The following is a 15,111-nucleotide window of genomic DNA, read 5'->3' as shown; positions in this document are numbered from 1 at the left end:
GGCGGCGGCGGAGGGACAATCGGTCGCATGGGAGATGCGGAAGCAGGGGCACGGGACCGGGACGCCGAGGGGCGGGCGCGCAGCGCCCGGCCGCGCGACGGGCTGGGGCGGCCGCTGCCGTACGGCGCACCGGGCGTCGAGCGACAGCCCGAGGGGATCGTGCGGACCCCGGAGGAGACGGTCGCCGAGGCTCAGGCGCTGCTGGACGCCGGGAAGCCGTTCCATGCGCACGAGGTGTTCGAGGACGCCTGGAAGTCGGGGCCCGAGGCGGAGCGGACGCTGTGGCGGGGGCTCGCCCAGCTGGCGGTGGGGCTGACGCACGCGGCCCGCGGGAACGTGACCGGCGGGGCGCGGCTGCTGCGGCGCGGCGCGGATGCGGTGGAGGAGTGGGCGGCCGGGGGCGGGGGGCCGCGGCCGTACGGGATGGACGTCGACGGGCTCGCGCGGTGGGCGCGGGAGCTGGCCGGGCGGGTGGAGGGCGGCGCCGGGAGCGTCGGTACGAAGGTCGACGCGAAGGGTGAGGCGCCCCGGCTGCGCGGCTCCCGGTAGTACCGGGGTGACCCGCTGTCAGTGGCATGCGGCAGACTCGGGGACGTGCGAAAGATTCATGTCATCGGTATCGGCGCGGGCGACCCCGACCAGCTCACCCTCCAGGCGGTCCGGGCGCTGAAGGGCACGGACGTGTTCTTCCTCCTCGACAAGGGCGAGGTCAAGAGCGACCTGACACAGCTGCGCCGGCACATGCTCGACACGCACATACCGGACGGCGGCTACCGGCTGGTCGAGGCGCGGGACCCGGAGCGGGACCGGGCCGCGGGCGGCGGGGCGTACTCGCCGGCCGTCGGCGACTGGCGCACCGCCCGCGCGGACATCTACGAGCGGCTGATCCGCGAGGAGCTGGGCGAGGCGCAGACCGGCGCCTTCCTGGTGTGGGGCGATCCGTCGTTGTACGACAGCACGTTGGCGATCCTGGAGGAGGTGCTGGCCCGGGGCACGGTGCGGTTCGGGTACGACGTGGTGCCCGGGATCAGCAGCGTCTCGGCGCTGGCGGCCCGCCACCGCACGGGGCTGAACCGGGTGGCCCGGCCGGTGCAGATCACCACCGGCCGGCGCCTCTCCGAGGGGCTGCCGGACGGGGTGGACGACGTGGTGGTGATGCTCGACGCGCACCAGGCCTTCCGCCGGTACGCGGACGAGGACATCGACATCTACTGGGGCGCGTACCTCGGCACCCCGGACGAGATCCTGGTCTCCGGTCCGATCGCCGAGGCCGGCCCGCGCATCGAGCGGCTGCGGGCCGAGGCACGCGAGCGCAAGGGCTGGATCATGGACACGTATCTGCTGCGCCGCCACCCGGAGGTTCCGAAGGAGGGCTGAGCGGTACCCGGGTGGCTCCTTCCGGTATGCGACGGTAGCCCACCAGTGTGAAGGTGACCTCGTGACAGAGACCCAGGAGTCCGTCCTGCCCGACGCGTCCCAGCCGCCCGTGCTGGACCCCCGCCGGCGCAACGTCGTCTTCGTGACGATCATGCTGGGGATGCTGCTCGCGGCCCTGGACCAGACGATCGTGGGCACCGCGCTGCCGACGATCGTGTCGGACCTGGGCGGTGCCGCGCACATGTCGTGGGTGGTCACCTCGTACCTCCTCGCGGAGACCGTGGCGACCGTCCTGGTCGGCAAGTTCGGCGACCTGTTCGGCCGCAAGGTGGTCTTCCAGGTCTCGGCGATCGTCTTCATCACCGGCTCGTTCCTGTGCGGTCTGGCCACCAACATGTCGCTGCTGATCTCCTGGCGGGCGATGCAGGGCATCGGCGCCGGCGGGCTGATGGTGACCGCGATGGCACTGATCGCCGACGTCATCCCGCTGCGGGAGCGCGGCAAGTACCAGGGCGCGATCGGTGCGGTGTTCGGCGTGGCCACGGTCGTCGGACCGCTGCTCGGCGGGCTGTTCACCGACCACCTGTCGTGGCGCTGGGCGTTCTACGTCAACGTGCCCGTCGCGATCGTCGTGGTGGCCGCGGCCGCCCGCACCATCCCGGTGGTGAAGTCGGCGGCGAAGCCGGTCATCGACTACCTGGGCATCGCGCTGGTCGCGGTCGGCGCGAGCTCGCTCATCCTGGCGACGAGCTGGGGCGGCAACCAGTACCCGTGGGCCTCGGGCACCGTCGTCGGCCTGTTCACCGGCGGCGCGGTGGCGCTCGCGCTGTTCTGCTGGGTGGAGACCCGGGCACGGGAACCGATGCTGCCGATGCGGCTGTTCGGCAACCCGGTCTTCACGGTCTGCTCGATCCTCAGCTTCGTCGTCGGCTTCGCCATGCTCGGCGCGATGACCTATCTGCCGAGCTATCTCCAGTACGTCGACGGCGACTCGGCGACGGTCTCGGGCGTGCGGACCCTGCCGATGGTGATCGGCCTGCTCATCGCGTCCGTCTTCAGCGGCAACGTGGTGAGCAGGACCGGCCGGTACCGGGTCTTCCCGATCATCGGCTCCGCGGTCATGGGCGCCGGTCTCTACCTGATGTCCCTGATGGGGCCGGGCACCGGGGCCTGGCTGGAGTCGCTGTACATGTTCGTGCTCGGCACCGGCATCGGTCTGTCCATGCAGGTGCTGACGATCGCCGTGCAGAACACCGTCGAGTACACCGACCTGGGCACCGCGACCTCGGGCGTCACCTTCTTCCGTACGCTGGGCAGTTCGTTCGGTACGGCCGTCTTCGGCACCATCTACACCAACGCGCTGAAGCCGAACCTGGCGGACGGGATCGCCGCCGCCGACAGGGCGAGCGCGCTGGGCCCGGCGGTCATCGGCAAGGCGGCCACCAGCCCCGAAGGCCTCCACCGGCTGCCCGCGGCCGCCGCCGAGCCGATCATCCAGGCGTACGCCGACACCATCCACACCGTGTTCCTGTGGACCGTGCCGGTCGCGGCCGTCGGGTTCGTGGTGGCCCTGTTCCTCAAGGAGGTCCAGCTGCGGGACAGCGCCCGGCTCGGCTCCACCGACATGGGCGAGGGCTTCGCCTCGCCGCACGGACCGGACTCGCAGCGGGTGCTGGAGGCGGCCGTCGCGAAGATCATCGGCCGGGCGGACCTGGAGACCGCGCGCCGGATCATCGGCGGGTCCGGCACCCGGCTGGACGTGGCCGGCGCCTGGGCCGTGATGCAGGTCGAACTGCACACCCGGCTGGTCGGCCACGGCAACCTCGGCCTGATCGCCGCCCGCCGCCGGGTGCCCCCGGAGGTCCTGCTGCCCGTCTTCGACCGCATGGTCGACGAGGGCTGCCTCACCCGTACCGGCTCCTTCCTGTCCCTCACCGAGGCCGGCGACCACGAGGCCCGGGTCCTCGGGGAGGCGTGGGGCAGCTGGCTGAAGGACCGCGTCCAGCAGGACCTGGGCCGCCCCTCGGGCGCCGACCTGCGGGCCGCCGTCGACACCATCGGCAAACGGCTGCTGGTCGAGGACCTGACCGACGGGCTGTCCGAACAGACGGCGGACCTGGCGCCCGCCACCAGGACGGTCTGACGCCCGGGGCGTTCACGCGGGGCCGAGCCCCAGCCGCTCCAGTACGCCGGCGACGTCCGGCACCGCCGTCACGCCGTCCGGCAGCGAGGGCCGCCGTACGACGACCACGGGCAGCGCCAGCTCCCGTGCGGCCGTGAGTTTGGCGGCCGTGGCCGCTCCCCCGCTGTCCTTCGTGACCAGGACGTCGATCAGGTTCCCCTGCAGCAGTGCGGTCTCGTCGGCGACGGTGAACGGCCCGCGCGCCAGCAGCACTTCGGTGTGCCGGGGCATGGGGGGTTCGGGGGGCTCCACGGAGCGTACGACGAAGTGCCGGTCGCTCAGGTGGGCGAAGGCGGACAGGCCGAGGCGGCCGGTGGTGAGGAGGACGCGGGGGCCGAAGCGGGACAGGGCGGCGGCCGCCGCGGGCAGGGACGGGACCGGGTGCCAGTCGTCGCCGGGGCGCGGCCGCCAGCCGGGGCGGCGCAGGACGACGGAGGGGATTCCGGTGGCCCGGGCGGCGGCCGCCGCGTTGGCGGTGATCGTCTCGGCGAACGGGTGGGTGGCGTCCACCAGCACGTCCGCGCGGTGTTCGCGCAGCCAGTCGGCGAGGCCGGCCGCCCCGCCGAACCCGCCGATCCGCACCTCGCCGGCCAACGAGCCCGGCCGTGCGACCCGGCCCGCGAGCGAGGTCGTGACACGGACTCCGGGGCGCCCCGACAACTCGGTGGCCAGCCGGCGGGCCTCGGCGGTACCGCCGAGGATCAGGACGTGCGGGGACATGGGGCGAGGGTACGGGGTCCTTCGCAGGGAGCGAGGCCGCGGGGCGGGCGACCGGCCGACGCCGTGACGCGCGACGGCCGCCCGGCCAGATCGCCGGGCGGCCGTCGTGGGACGCGACCTCCGTCAGCCCTGGCGGGCCTTGAAGCGGGGGTCCTTCTTGTTGATCACGTAGACCACGCCGCGTCGGCGGACCACCTGGGCGCCGGGCTTGGCCTTCAGTGAGCGCAGGGACTTGCGCACCTTCATGGTTCTGTTCTCCTCGGGTCGGTCACCGGGCCGGGTCAGCCGCGGACGGCGGCGGAGCGGCCGTAACGGCGCTCGAAACGCTCCACTCGGCCGGCGCTGTCCAGGACCCGCGCCCTGCCGGTGTAGAAGGGGTGCGACGCGGACGAGATCTCCACGTCGATCAGCGGGTAGGTGTTGCCGTCCTCCCACTCGACCGTCCGGGACGAGTCGGCGGTCGAGCGGGTCAGGAACGCCGTGTCGGCGGCGCGGTCCCGGAAGACCACGAGCCGGGACGCGGGATGAATGCGGGCCTTCATGGGGTTTCCTCTCTGGGTCGTCGGTGCGTTCGGCTTCAGCGCTCTTCGCGGAAGTCGACGTGCGCGCCGGCCACCGGGTCGTACTTGCGCAGGACCAGCCGGTCGGGGTCGTTCCGGCGGTTCTTGCGGGTCACGTAGGTGACGCCGGTCCCGGCCGTCGACTTCAGCCTGACGACGGGACGCGCGGTGCTGCGTGCCATGAGGTCCTCCTTTCGCCCACACCCGGGATCCTTGATCCGGGCATGTCATTCACGACCTGTCCAACAACGCCCCCCGCCGTCGCATTCCCGGGTTCCCGGACCGGTCGGACCGGCCGGACCGGTCAGCGCAGGAGGAGCTGGAGGCCGCCGACGATCGTCGCCGCGATGACCAGCTGCTCGAACAGCCGCTGGTTGATCCGGTGCACGGCCCACTTGCCGATGAACGCGCCGGGGACGACGAACGCGACGAGCGCGGCGTCGAGGAGCAGCGAGTGGCCGTCGATCAGGCCGAGGCCGGCACTGAAGGGGACCTTGGAGACGTTCACGATCAGGAAGAAGAACGCCGAGGTGCCCAGGAAGCCGAGTTTCCGGAAGCCGGCCGACAGCAGGTACATCGACATCACCGGGCCGCCCGCGTTGGCGACCATCGTGGTGAAGCCGCCGAGCACGCCGTACGAACCGGCCTTCACCCGGCCCGCCCGGGTGGTGACCGCGTCCGGGTCGTCGGGGCGGTCGGCCGTGCGGCGCCGCCACAGCGTGACCCCGGCCATCAGCAGCAGGATCGCGCCGATCGAGGTCCGTACGACGCCGTCGTCGGCCCAGACCAGGAACAGCGTGCCGATCACCACGCCGGCCGCGACCGCCGGGAACAGCCGCCACAGCGTGGGCCAGTGGGCGTGCCTGCGGTAGGTCGCCACGGCCAGCACGTCGCCCGCGATGAGCAGCGGGAGCAGGACACCGGTGGAGGCGCGGGCCGGGAGGACCGCGGCGAAGATGGCGAGGCTGACGGTGTTGGCCCCGCTGACGGCGGTCTTGGAGAAGCCGACGAGCAGGGCGGCGAGTGCCAGGGCGGCGAACTCCCAGCCGGATATGTGCCAGAGCGTCATCGTGTTCATGCGGGGACCGATGTTATGTCCGGACAACCCGATGGTGTAAGTAGCGTCTCGCTGGTCGGTCCCGGCACCGGGCCGTCCGGCCGCCAGGCCGGGCCGCCTTCGCTGCCGGGCGCCGCAACCAAGCCCGCCGGTCGCCGCAACCAGGCCCTCGGAGGACCTACTTGGGCCCGTCCGGTCCGTCCGCGTCGAGCGCCGCCGCCCGCAGGGCGGCCGCCACCCGGGTGACCGCCTCGGCCGGCGGGTGCGGCAGCCGGGCCAGGAGCTGGCGGCGCTGCTCCTGGGGCCCGCCGCGCACCGGCAGGATCCGGACCCCCGGCGGCACGGCGGAGACGAGGGCGCCCGGAATGGTGGTCAGCCCGCAGCCGGCGGCGACGAGACGGAGCTTGGCCAGCCAGTCCCGCGCGACGTGGGCGATCTCCGGCCGCTCGTCCAGGCCCGGCCACACGCCCATCAGCCGGTCCTCCCCGGACGCGGAGCCGACGATCCAGCGCTGCCCGCGCAGGTCGGCCACGTCGACGTAGTCGCCGCGGGCCAGGGGATGCCCGGCCGGCAGCGCGAGACACAGGGCGCGTTCGGTGAGGGTCTGGAGCACCAGCGGGGGCGATTCGGCGTCCGGTGCCCGGAACGGGGGCGCCGAGGCGAGCAGGGCCAGGTCGATGCTGCCCGCACGCAGGGCACGTACCAGTGCGGGGGTGGTGCCCTCGCGGCCGACGACCCGGAGTCCGGGATCCGTCCGGCGGAGCGCGGTCAGGGCGCGGGGGACCAGGACGGCGCCCGCGGTGGGGAACCAGCCGAGGCGGACCGTCCCGGCCTCTCCGGGCAGCCCGGACAGTTCCCTCGCGGTCGCCTCGATCTCGTCGAGCACGGTCGTCGCGCGCCGCATGACGACGCGGCCGGCCGCGGTGAGCCGTACCCCGTCGCGCCGCCGCTCCAGCAGCTCCGCGCCCGCCGCCCGCTCGATCGCGGCGACCTGCCGGGACACCGCCGACTGGGTGTAGCCCAGCGAGGCGGCGGCCGCGGTGAAGGTCCCCTGTTCGGCGACCGCGCGGAAGACCCGCAGCGCGGTCAGTGACACATCGTTGAAGTCCATGATGTTTACGCATGCTAGCCGTGCGCAACTTTCGTTGGACTCATGACGGCCTCGTTCCTAGCGTGGGACGCATGAACGCTTCCCGCATCGCCCTGGTCACCGGCGCGAACCAAGGTCTCGGCCGTGCCCTCGTCGAAGGACTCGCCGCCCGGCTGGACCCCGACGACCTGGTCCTGCTCACCGGACGCGACCACGGCCGCGTGACGGACGCCGCCGTCGAGGTCGCCGGCCGGCCCGGGACCCGCGCCCGGGTCGAGGGCCGGGTCCTGGACGTCACCGACACCGACGCGATCGCCCGGCTCGCCGAAGACCTCCGGGTCCGCCACGGCGGGGTGGACATCGTCATCTCCAACGCGGTCGCCCGGGTGCTGCCCGGGGACTCGCAGTCCGAGCGGGCCGACGAGTTCATCGACGTCTCGAACACCGCCACCCAGGCGGTCCTGCGCTCCTTCGGCGCGGTCCTGCGCCCGGGCGGCCGGCTGCTGGTGGTCGCCAGTTCGCTCGGCACCCTCGGCCACCTCGACCCGCGGCTGCACCACCTGTTCGACGGCGCGAGCCTCGACCAGGTCGAGTACGCCGTCGAGTCCTGGCGCAGCGCCGTCCACAACCGGACCGCCACGGAGGCGGGCTGGCCGGTCTGGCTGAACGTGCCCTCGAAGGTGGCCCAGGTCGCCGCCGTCCGCGCGGTCGCCGCCGACCGCCGGGAGCAGGACCTGGCCGGCGGCACCCTGGTCGCCTCCGTCTGCCCCGGCATGGTCGACACCGCCACGTCCCGTCCCTGGTTCAGCGACTTCAGCGGGGCCCAGTCCCCCGCCGAGGCCGCCCGTGCGGTGCTCGACCTGGTCTTCGCCGAACAGGTGGACCCCGCTCTCTACGGCGAGCTGGTCCGCTTCGGAAAGCCGCTGCCCTGGCACGAGGGCACGCCTCCGGTGGAGCAGGACCGTCTCGTGACACCGTGAGCGGCGACGGGCCGCCGGGGCCGACTCCCCGGCGCCGGTAGCGCAGTTCGGCGCGGTCGCCGTGAAACGCTGACCGGGACGCGTGCATCCGAGCCCGTCGAGGAGGACGTCGTATGCCACCCCTGGTCGACCCGGTACCCGGTGGGAGCCCCGGCGATCTCGCCCGGGCCCATGCCCTCGCCCACGAGCTGTCCGCGCAGGGTGTGCGCGGGATCGTACTGGCCTATGTGGACACCGCCGGGATCTGCAGGGTGAAAACCGTCCCCTGGCAGGGGCTGCAGCCGGCGGTGGCCTGGGGTGTCGGCATGTCCCCGGTGTTCGACACCTTCCTGGCGAACGACGCGATCGTGCGTACCGACGTCCTCGGCTCGCCCGACGGCGACCTGCGCCTCTACCCGGACCTGGACCGGCTGGTGGTGCTGGCCGGGCAGCCCGGCTGGGCCTGGGCCCCCGTCGACCGGCTCACCCAGGAGGGCGACCGGCACCCCGGGTGCAGCCGCGCCTTCCTGCGCAGGGTCGTCGCCGACGCCGAGGACCGGCACGGCGTCACCTTCAGGGCGGGCATCGAGATCGAGTGGACGCTCGGCCGGGCCGCGGCACCGGCCGACGAGTTCGTGCCGGCCACGTCGGGCCCGGCGTACGGCGCCGCCCGGCAGATCGAGCTGAGCGACTACGCCGCCGACCTGCTCGGGGCCCTGGAGAAGCAGGAGGTGCCGGTCGCCCAGTTCCACCCGGAGTACGCGCCCGGCCAGTTCGAGCTCTCCACCGGCGCCCTGGACCCGCTGGCGGCGGCCGACCAGAGCGTGCTGGTACGGCACACCGTCCGCGCCGTCTCGCAGAAGCACGGCCTGCGCGCCTCCTTCGCCCCGGCCGTCGCCGAGCGGGGCGTCGGCAACGGCGGCCACCTCCATCTCTCGCTCTGGCGCCACGGCGTCAACCTGCACGCCGGGGGCGACGCCCGGTACGGCATGACGGCCGCGGCGGAGTCCTTCATCGCCGGGCTGCTGACGCACCTGCCCGCGCTGACGGCGGTGACCGCGCCGAGCCCGGCCAGCTACCTGCGGCTCAAACCCTCCCAGTGGGCGGGCGTCTTCACGGCCTGGGGCCGGGAGACCCGCGAGACCGGAGTCCGGGTCGTCACCGGCACGGCCGGCCACCAGACCCACGACGCCAACCTGGAGATCAAGCCGGTCGACCTGGCCGCCAACCCGTATCTGGCCCTCGGCTGCGCCATCGCCGCCGGACTCGACGGGCTCGCCTCGGCCGCGCCGCTGCCCGAGGAGGTCACCGACGACCCGGCCCGGCTGATCCCGGACGAGGCGGTGGCCCGGGGGGTGCGCCGGCTGCCGACCTCGCTCCCCCAGGCCGTCGAGGAGTTCCGCGAGAACGAGGTGCTGCGCACCGCGCTCGGCCCGGTCCTCGCCGACGCGGTGATCGCCGTGCGCGAGGGCGAGACGGGGTCCGTCGCCGGCCTGGACGACGCCGGGGTGGCGGCGGCCTACCGCTGGAAGTACTGATGCCGGGACCGGTCCGGGAAGCCCTGGACGCGCTCCCCCTCGTCGACCACCACTGCCACGGCGCGGTCACCGCCGACCTCACCGGGCCGGAGTTCGAGTCGCTGCTGACCGAGGGTGCGGCCTGGCCGGGCGTGTCGCCGTTCGACAGCCCGGCCGGCATCGCCGTACGACGGCACTGCGCGCCGCTGCTCGGCCTGGACCGGCACGCGCCCGCCGCCGACTACCTGGCGCGCCGGGCCGAACTGGGCTGGCAGGAGGTCAACCGCCGGTTCCTGGCGGCCGCGCACACGGAGACGTTCTGCGTGGACACCGGCTACGCCCCGCACCCGGTCACCTCCCCCGCCGAACTCGCGGCGGCGGCCGGCGCGCGTGCCTACGAGGTCGTACGGCTGGAGAGCGTCGCCGAGTCGGTCGCCGCGCAGGGCATCGACGCGTCCGGGTACGCGGCCGCCTTCCGGGCGGCGGCCGAGGAGGCGGTACGGCGGCCGGGTGTGGTCGCGGTCAAGTCGGTGGCCGCCTACCGCACCGGCTTCGCCCTGGACCCGGCCCGGCCGACGTACGCCGAGGTGACGCGCGCGGCCGCGCTGTGGTTCGCCCGGGGCGGCAGGCTCACGGACCCGGTGCTGATGCGCCATCTGCTGTGGACCGCCGTCGGACTCGGGCTGCCGCTCCAGCTCCACGCCGGTTTCGGCGACTCGGACCTGCGGCTGCACCACGCGGACCCGGCCCTGCTCACCGACTGGCTGCGGCTGACCGTGGGCACCGTCCCGGTGCTCCTGCTGCACTGCTGGCCCTACCAGCGCCAAGCCGCCTACCTGGCCGCGGTGTTCGAGCATGTGCACCTCGACGTCGGCCTCACGCTGCACCACGTGGGCCCGGCCCGGGCCGGGGCGGTCCTGGCGGAGGCGATGGAGATCACCCCGTTCCGCAAACTCCTGTACAGCTCGGACGCTTATGGTGTGGCCGAGTTCCACCACCTCGGCGCGCTCTCCTTCCGGCAGGGACTGGCCGGAATGCTCCAGGACCGGGTGGACGCCGACGAACTGAGCCCGACCGACGCGGTGCGGATCGCCGCCTGGACAGGACGTGACAACGCCCGTCGCCTCTACGGACTTCCCGCATCCGACCCCGGCCGCGACTGACCGCGCGCCCCACCCGGAAAGTATGATCAAGCAATGTCTGACATGACCGAAACCACGCCCGGTTGGCTGTCCTCCGACGAGCTGGAGATGGCTCGCGCCCGTATGCCGATCCTGTACGTGGAGGCCGTGCCGGTACGCGTCGACGACAGCGGCGAAGTCACCAGCATCGGACTGCTGCTCCGCATCGGCCCGGACGGAACCGTCAGCCGGACCCTGGTCTCCGGCCGGGTCCTGCACCACGAGCGGGTCCGCGACGCCCTGCTGCGCCATCTGGAGAAGGACCTCGGCCCGGTCGCCCTGCCCCGGGTGCCGACCTCGCTGCAGCCGTTCACGGTGGCCGAGTACTTCCCGACGCTGGGCGTCACCCCGTACCACGACCCGCGTCAGCACGCGGTGTCGCTGGCCTACATCGTGCCGGTGACCGGTGACTGCCGGCCCCGGCAGGACGCCCTCGACCTGGTATGGGTCAGCCCGCAGGAGGCGGTGTCCGAGGCCCTGCAGGGCGAGATGCCCGGCGGCCACGGGGTGCTGCTGAAGCAGGCGCTGGCCCATGTGGGGTTCGTGAGCTAGGGGGTCGCCCCGGGCACCGGGCCGGTGTGCCGCCGACGGCGTTCAGCCGAGCTGTTCGGCGGCCCAGCGGGCCCACTCCCGCTCCATCTCGGCCCAGCGCAGGCCGTATTCCAGGGCGATCCGGCCGTTGGCGGTCAACGGCCCCTCGTCCTGCTCCAGTTCGGTTCTCAGCTCCGCGAGCCGGTCGTGGTAGTCCCCGGCCAGCTCCGCCCGCTCGGCGAGGACCGCGCGGGCCTGCTCGTCCGAGCCCAGGTTGAAGAAGAAAACCTTGAGCAGCAGTTCGCTGCGGCGCGGCTGCTGCTGCGTCGGGGCCACCAGCCACTCCCGCAGTTCCTTGAGCCCCTCCTCCGTGACCCGGTACTCCTTGCGGCGGCGCGGGCCCTCGGCGGACACGTCGACCAGTCCGGCCTCCGCGAGCCGGTTCAGCTCCCCGTAGACCTGGCTCTGGGTGGCCGGCCAGACGTGCGCCAGCGAGGTGTCGAACAGCTTCAGCAGGTCGTAGCCGCTGGCGGGGCGGTCGACGAGGAGTCCGAGGAGTGCGTGGCGAAGGCTCATGCCTCCATCGTAAATCCAACATTGACAGATCCGGTAAGACATCTTTGCTTCGACCTGTCGATACTGGAATGTCAACTGGAATGTCAGGCTCTGGGCTCTCGGCAGTGGGAGCCGTTCGGGATCTCCTGCTCGGTCCAGATGCACTTGGCGTCGCTGAGGTAGCGGGCGCCCCAGCGCCGGGACAGGGCGGCGACCAGCTGGAGGCCGCGGCCGCCCTCGTCGGTGTAGGTGGCGTGGCGGATGCGCGGGGTGCTGAGGCTGCCGTCGTAGACCTCGCAGGTCAGGATGCGGCTGCGCAGCAGCCGTAGCCGCATGGGGCCCTTGGCGTGCCGGATCACGTTGCCGACCAGCTCGCTCACCAGGAGTTCGGTCGTCATCGACAGGTCGTCCAGGCCCCACCGGGAGAGCTGGTCGCGGACGATCTCCCGGGCCTGGCCGGCCGCCCGGGGGTCGTCGGGCAGACCGAAGGAGGCGATGTCGCCGGCGGGCAGGGCCCGGGTGTGGGCGATGAGCAGGGCCGCGTCGTCGTTGGTGTGCTCCCGGTCCGGCAGCAGCTCCTCGACGACCGTGTCGCACAGCTCCTCCACGCCCCGGACGTCCTCCTCCTGGTCGGCGCCGCCGAAGCGGGCCAGGCGGACCCCGGCGCCGCCCAGGACGCGCACCAGCTCGGCCAGGCCCTGCTCGGCGTCCTGGGCGTCGGATTCGATGAGCCCGTCGGTGCACAGGACGACCAGGCTCCCGTCCGGGAGCGGGAGTTCGTGCACGGCGAACGGCGGGGTGGCGGCGCCGAGCGGCGGATCGGGGCTCACGACGGGGCTCCGGACGGTGCCGTCGGGATGCACGAACACCGGCGGCGGATGCCCGGCGAGGGAGTAGCAGCAGGTGCGGCCGACCGGGTCGTAGACGGCGTAGAGGCAGGTGGCGTAGAAGTCCTCGCCGAGGTCGCTGACCAGGTCGTTGAGGTGGCCCAGCAGTTCGTCCGGGGCCATGTCGAGGTCGGCGAGGGTGCGTACGGCGGTGCGCAGCCGGCCCATGGTGGCGGCCTCGGCGATGCCGTGGCCCATCACGTCGCCGACCACCAGGGCGACCCGGTCGGCGGAGAGCGGGATCACGTCGAACCAGTCGCCGCCCACCTGTTCGCCGCGGCCCGCCGGCAGATAGCGCGCGGCCGCGACGGCGGCGGGCAGCCGCGGCAGGGTCCGGGGCAGCAGGGCGCTCTGCAGTTCCTGGGCGCGGGCATGTTCGAGGTCGTACAGGCGGGCCCGCTCCAGTGCCTGACCGACCAGGGCGCTGAGGGTGGTCAGGTGGGTGCGGTCCTCCTCGTCGAAGGGGCGCGGCTGGTTGTAGGAGAGGACCGACACCCCGACGGCCCGCCCGGAGGCGATCAGCGGCAGGAACGCCCACGCCATCTTCGGCGAGGTCCCCATCAGGATCTTGTCGGTGACGGCCGGGTAGCGCTCGTACATCTGGGCCGGTGACTCCATGAACTGCGGCCTGCGGGTGCGCAGCACGTCGGTGACGGGCATGCCGGTCTTGAGCGGGCCCTCGAACCGCTTGAGGTAGTCCTCCGGGTAGCCGACCTCGCCGACCCTGGTCAGCCTGCCGTCCTCGAACACGGAGACGACCAGCCCGTCGGCTCCGAACGGGGACAGGACGTGCTGCGCCACGGCCCGTACGACGTCCTCGACCGTCACGGCCTCGGCAAGGGTCGCGGTCAGCTCCACCGTCCGGGCCGTGCGCCCGTGACCGGGCCCGGGCTCCCGGTGTGCCTGCCTCCCGGCGGCGTGCTCCAGGCGCTCGGCGGTCCAGGCCGCCACCGCGTGCAGGAAGGACAGCTGGACGTCGTCGGGCCCGCCGGTTCCGGGCAGCAGGACGGAGAGCGCACCGACGGGCCCTTCGGTCCCGATCAGCGGGAGGGCCACCGTGCCGGCGGCGCCGGTCCCGAGGCCGTCCCCGGCCACCTGCACGAGGACGCCGCGCCGCAGCGCCCGGGACGGCGGTACGTCCTGTTCCTCGCGCAGCTCCGCCCAGGGTCTCGCCGCCTCGGCGTCGACACCGTCCACCGCCACCAGGGTCAGCCGGCCCGCCCCGGGGTCCCACCGGTGCAGGAGGGCCCCCTGTCCCCCGACACCCGCCGCCGCCTGCCGGAGGGCCAGCGCCAGTGCCCTCGCCCGCGCCCCCACGGCCGGGGACGACTCGGGTTCGGCCCCCTCCGGACGGTTCGGGCACATAACGACAGGTTAACGCGGCAGGTCGGAGCGACCACCGGACCGGCGGACCCGGTCGGGCCGGTCACCCCCGGGACAGTGCGGCGCGCAGCGCCTCGTCGATGCCGGGCTGCCGGAAGGTGAAACCCGCCTTGAGCAGACCGGCAGGAACGGCCCGGCAGCTGCCCGTGATGCTCTCGGAGAACTCGCCGAGGACGATCCGCAGTGCGAAGGCCGGCACGGCGGCGAGGGTGGGCCGGTGCAGGATCCGGCCCGTCGCCCGGGTGATCTCGCGGTTCGTGAGCGGCTCGGGGGCCGTGAAGTTGACGGGGCCGGCGAGGTCGTCGTGGTCGATCGCGTGGCGCAGGGCGGCGATGTGGTCGGGCAGTGAGATGAACGGCCAGAACTGGTCTCCGGAGCCGAGCCGGCCGCCGAGGCCGAACCGGAAGAGCGGGAAGAGCCTGCCCCAGGCGCCGCCGTCCGCGGAGACCACGAGGCCGGTGCGCGGGTGCACGACCCGGACGCCGGCCTGTGCGGCCGGCGCGGCGGCGGCCTCCCAGCCGACGCAGACGGAGGCCAGGAAGTCGCTTCCGGCCGGGTCGGACTCCGTGACGACGCGGTCCGCGGTGTCGCCGTAGTAGCCGGTGGCCGAGGCCGAGATCAGCACCCGGGGCGGTACGGCGGCCTCGGCACAGGCCTCGGCGACGGTCCGCGTCCCCTGGAGGCGGCTGAGGCTGATCTCCTGCTTGTACGCCGCGGTCCAGCGCCGGTCGCCGACCCCCGCTCCGGCCAGGTGCACCACGGCGTCGACACCGTCCAGGACGGCCGGGTCCAGCCGGGCGCCGGGCTCCCACGGCGCGGATTCGCTCCCGTCGGCCGCGCGGGCCGCGGTCCGCCCGCGGGTCAGGCGCAGCACGCGGTGGCCGTCGGCAAGGAGGGAACGGGTGAGGGCGGAGCCGATGAGTCCGGTGGACCCGGTGATCGCGACGCGCATGACGTTCTCCGATGAGCGATTTGTTTGAGAGTTCAAACTCTCGTCGCCAGAGTACGCGGAACGGATGTCCGCAGGACATAAGCAGCCGGATCATCGACGTCAACCAGTGCGGCATCACTCCCACTTGGTGCGTCGCTCACGACGGACCGAACGCACGCCC

At 73.5% G+C, this 15,111-nt stretch carries 16 protein-coding genes; 7 read left to right on the top strand and 9 right to left on the bottom strand.

Features of this window, described 5'->3' with window-relative positions; all coding sequences use genetic code 11:
• Positions 1 to 27 precede the first annotated feature (27 nt).
• The 3 genes from ABZ887_RS19470 to ABZ887_RS19460 all read left to right on the top strand — a co-directional run bounded on the left by ABZ887_RS19470 (position 28) and on the right by ABZ887_RS19460 (position 3,520).
• A complete protein-coding gene (locus ABZ887_RS19470) occupies positions 28 to 549 on the top strand; it encodes a DUF309 domain-containing protein (RefSeq protein ID WP_361290728.1) in 522 nt (173 codons plus the stop codon).
• A gap of 45 nt (positions 550 to 594) precedes the next feature.
• On the top strand, positions 595 to 1,377 hold the full coding sequence (cobF, locus tag ABZ887_RS19465) for a precorrin-6A synthase (deacetylating) (protein WP_361290725.1): 783 nt from the start codon (positions 595 to 597) through the stop codon (positions 1,375 to 1,377).
• A gap of 61 nt (positions 1,378 to 1,438) precedes the next feature.
• Complete coding sequence (locus tag ABZ887_RS19460; protein WP_361290722.1) at positions 1,439 to 3,520, top strand: MDR family MFS transporter; 2,082 nt, start codon at positions 1,439 to 1,441, stop codon at positions 3,518 to 3,520.
• Between the two features lie 12 nt (positions 3,521 to 3,532).
• On the opposite strand, the gene ABZ887_RS19455 is transcribed toward ABZ887_RS19460, so the two are convergent.
• The 6 genes from ABZ887_RS19455 to ABZ887_RS19430 form a co-directional block, all read right to left on the bottom strand.
• Positions 3,533 to 4,279 carry a cobalt-precorrin-6A reductase gene (locus ABZ887_RS19455; RefSeq protein ID WP_361290719.1) on the bottom strand — a complete coding sequence of 249 codons (747 nt, stop codon included), beginning with the start codon at positions 4,277 to 4,279 and terminating at the stop codon, positions 3,533 to 3,535.
• A 123-nt stretch (positions 4,280 to 4,402) separates the two neighbouring features.
• Positions 4,403 to 4,525, bottom strand: a complete 123-nt coding sequence (gene ykgO / locus ABZ887_RS19450; RefSeq protein ID WP_046728129.1) for a type B 50S ribosomal protein L36 — start codon at positions 4,523 to 4,525, stop codon at positions 4,403 to 4,405.
• Positions 4,526 to 4,560: 35 nt separating this feature from the next.
• A complete protein-coding gene (locus tag ABZ887_RS19445) occupies positions 4,561 to 4,821 on the bottom strand; it encodes a type B 50S ribosomal protein L31 (RefSeq protein ID WP_361290716.1) in 261 nt (86 codons plus the stop codon).
• A gap of 35 nt (positions 4,822 to 4,856) precedes the next feature.
• A complete protein-coding gene (gene rpmG, locus ABZ887_RS19440; RefSeq protein WP_046728127.1) occupies positions 4,857 to 5,021 on the bottom strand; it encodes a 50S ribosomal protein L33 in 165 nt (54 codons plus the stop codon).
• Between the two features lie 122 nt (positions 5,022 to 5,143).
• The gene (locus ABZ887_RS19435) at positions 5,144 to 5,917 is read right to left on the bottom strand and encodes a sulfite exporter TauE/SafE family protein (protein ID WP_361290712.1); all 774 of its coding nucleotides are present in this window, start codon (positions 5,915 to 5,917) and stop codon (positions 5,144 to 5,146) included.
• Between the two features lie 157 nt (positions 5,918 to 6,074).
• Positions 6,075 to 7,007, bottom strand: coding sequence for a LysR family transcriptional regulator (locus ABZ887_RS19430; protein ID WP_361290709.1), 933 nt, complete (start codon positions 7,005 to 7,007; stop codon positions 6,075 to 6,077).
• A gap of 71 nt (positions 7,008 to 7,078) precedes the next feature.
• Here ABZ887_RS19430 and ABZ887_RS19425 point away from each other — a divergent pair, with 71 nt between their 5' ends.
• The 4 genes from ABZ887_RS19425 to ABZ887_RS19410 all read left to right on the top strand — a co-directional run bounded on the left by ABZ887_RS19425 (position 7,079) and on the right by ABZ887_RS19410 (position 11,195).
• Positions 7,079 to 7,966, top strand: a complete 888-nt coding sequence (locus tag ABZ887_RS19425) for an SDR family NAD(P)-dependent oxidoreductase (protein ID WP_361290707.1) — start codon at positions 7,079 to 7,081, stop codon at positions 7,964 to 7,966.
• Between the two features lie 113 nt (positions 7,967 to 8,079).
• The gene (locus ABZ887_RS19420; protein WP_361290705.1) at positions 8,080 to 9,483 is read left to right on the top strand and encodes a glutamine synthetase family protein; all 1,404 of its coding nucleotides are present in this window, start codon (positions 8,080 to 8,082) and stop codon (positions 9,481 to 9,483) included.
• Positions 9,483 to 10,625, top strand: a complete 1,143-nt coding sequence (locus ABZ887_RS19415; protein ID WP_361290702.1) for an amidohydrolase family protein — start codon at positions 9,483 to 9,485, stop codon at positions 10,623 to 10,625. Before ABZ887_RS19420 ends, ABZ887_RS19415 begins: the two co-directional genes overlap by 1 nt.
• A 42-nt stretch (positions 10,626 to 10,667) precedes the next feature.
• Positions 10,668 to 11,195: an NUDIX hydrolase family protein gene (locus ABZ887_RS19410; protein ID WP_361291052.1), complete on the top strand. Its 528-nt coding sequence runs from the start codon at positions 10,668 to 10,670 to the stop codon at positions 11,193 to 11,195.
• Positions 11,196 to 11,237: 42 nt separating this feature from the next.
• On the opposite strand, the gene ABZ887_RS19405 is transcribed toward ABZ887_RS19410, so the two are convergent.
• The 3 genes from ABZ887_RS19405 to ABZ887_RS19395 all read right to left on the bottom strand — a co-directional run bounded on the left by ABZ887_RS19405 (position 11,238) and on the right by ABZ887_RS19395 (position 14,951).
• Entirely contained in the window at positions 11,238 to 11,750 is a 513-nt protein-coding gene (locus ABZ887_RS19405; protein WP_361290699.1) for a PadR family transcriptional regulator, read from the bottom strand.
• Positions 11,751 to 11,833: 83 nt separating this feature from the next.
• The gene (locus tag ABZ887_RS19400; protein WP_361290696.1) at positions 11,834 to 13,981 is read right to left on the bottom strand and encodes a SpoIIE family protein phosphatase; all 2,148 of its coding nucleotides are present in this window, start codon (positions 13,979 to 13,981) and stop codon (positions 11,834 to 11,836) included.
• Positions 13,982 to 14,042: 61 nt separating this feature from the next.
• Positions 14,043 to 14,951: a TIGR01777 family oxidoreductase gene (locus ABZ887_RS19395; RefSeq protein WP_361290693.1), complete on the bottom strand. Its 909-nt coding sequence runs from the start codon at positions 14,949 to 14,951 to the stop codon at positions 14,043 to 14,045.
• Positions 14,952 to 15,111 lie beyond the last annotated feature (160 nt).

The organism is Streptomyces sp. NPDC047061 (assembly GCF_040643955.1).
In the GTDB taxonomy this organism is placed as follows: Bacteria; Actinomycetota; Actinomycetes; order Streptomycetales; family Streptomycetaceae; genus Streptomyces.
This window is presented reverse-complemented; position numbering and strand designations above follow the sequence as displayed.

Bases quoted from the DNA above. Each gene is read 5' to 3' on its own strand.
- ABZ887_RS19470 (WP_361290728.1), top strand. From the start codon at position 28: ATGGGAGATGCGGAAGCAGGGGCACGGGACCGGGACGCCGAGGGGCGG.
- ABZ887_RS19455 (WP_361290719.1), bottom strand. From the start codon at position 4,279: ATGTCCCCGCACGTCCTGATCCTCGGCGGTACCGCCGAGGCCCGCCGG.
- ykgO (WP_046728129.1), bottom strand. From the start codon at position 4,525: ATGAAGGTGCGCAAGTCCCTGCGCTCACTGAAGGCCAAGCCCGGCGCC.
- ABZ887_RS19445 (WP_361290716.1), bottom strand. From the start codon at position 4,821: ATGAAGGCCCGCATTCATCCCGCGTCCCGGCTCGTGGTCTTCCGGGAC.
- rpmG (WP_046728127.1), bottom strand. From the start codon at position 5,021: ATGGCACGCAGCACCGCGCGTCCCGTCGTCAGGCTGAAGTCGACGGCC.
- ABZ887_RS19435 (WP_361290712.1), bottom strand. From the start codon at position 5,917: ATGAACACGATGACGCTCTGGCACATATCCGGCTGGGAGTTCGCCGCC.
- ABZ887_RS19430 (WP_361290709.1), bottom strand. From the start codon at position 7,007: ATGGACTTCAACGATGTGTCACTGACCGCGCTGCGGGTCTTCCGCGCG.
- ABZ887_RS19425 (WP_361290707.1), top strand. From the start codon at position 7,079: ATGAACGCTTCCCGCATCGCCCTGGTCACCGGCGCGAACCAAGGTCTC.
- ABZ887_RS19420 (WP_361290705.1), top strand. From the start codon at position 8,080: ATGCCACCCCTGGTCGACCCGGTACCCGGTGGGAGCCCCGGCGATCTC.
- ABZ887_RS19415 (WP_361290702.1), top strand. From the start codon at position 9,483: ATGCCGGGACCGGTCCGGGAAGCCCTGGACGCGCTCCCCCTCGTCGAC.
- ABZ887_RS19410 (WP_361291052.1), top strand. From the start codon at position 10,668: ATGACCGAAACCACGCCCGGTTGGCTGTCCTCCGACGAGCTGGAGATG.
- ABZ887_RS19405 (WP_361290699.1), bottom strand. From the start codon at position 11,750: ATGAGCCTTCGCCACGCACTCCTCGGACTCCTCGTCGACCGCCCCGCC.
- ABZ887_RS19400 (WP_361290696.1), bottom strand. From the start codon at position 13,981: ATGTGCCCGAACCGTCCGGAGGGGGCCGAACCCGAGTCGTCCCCGGCC.
- ABZ887_RS19395 (WP_361290693.1), bottom strand. From the start codon at position 14,951: ATGCGCGTCGCGATCACCGGGTCCACCGGACTCATCGGCTCCGCCCTC.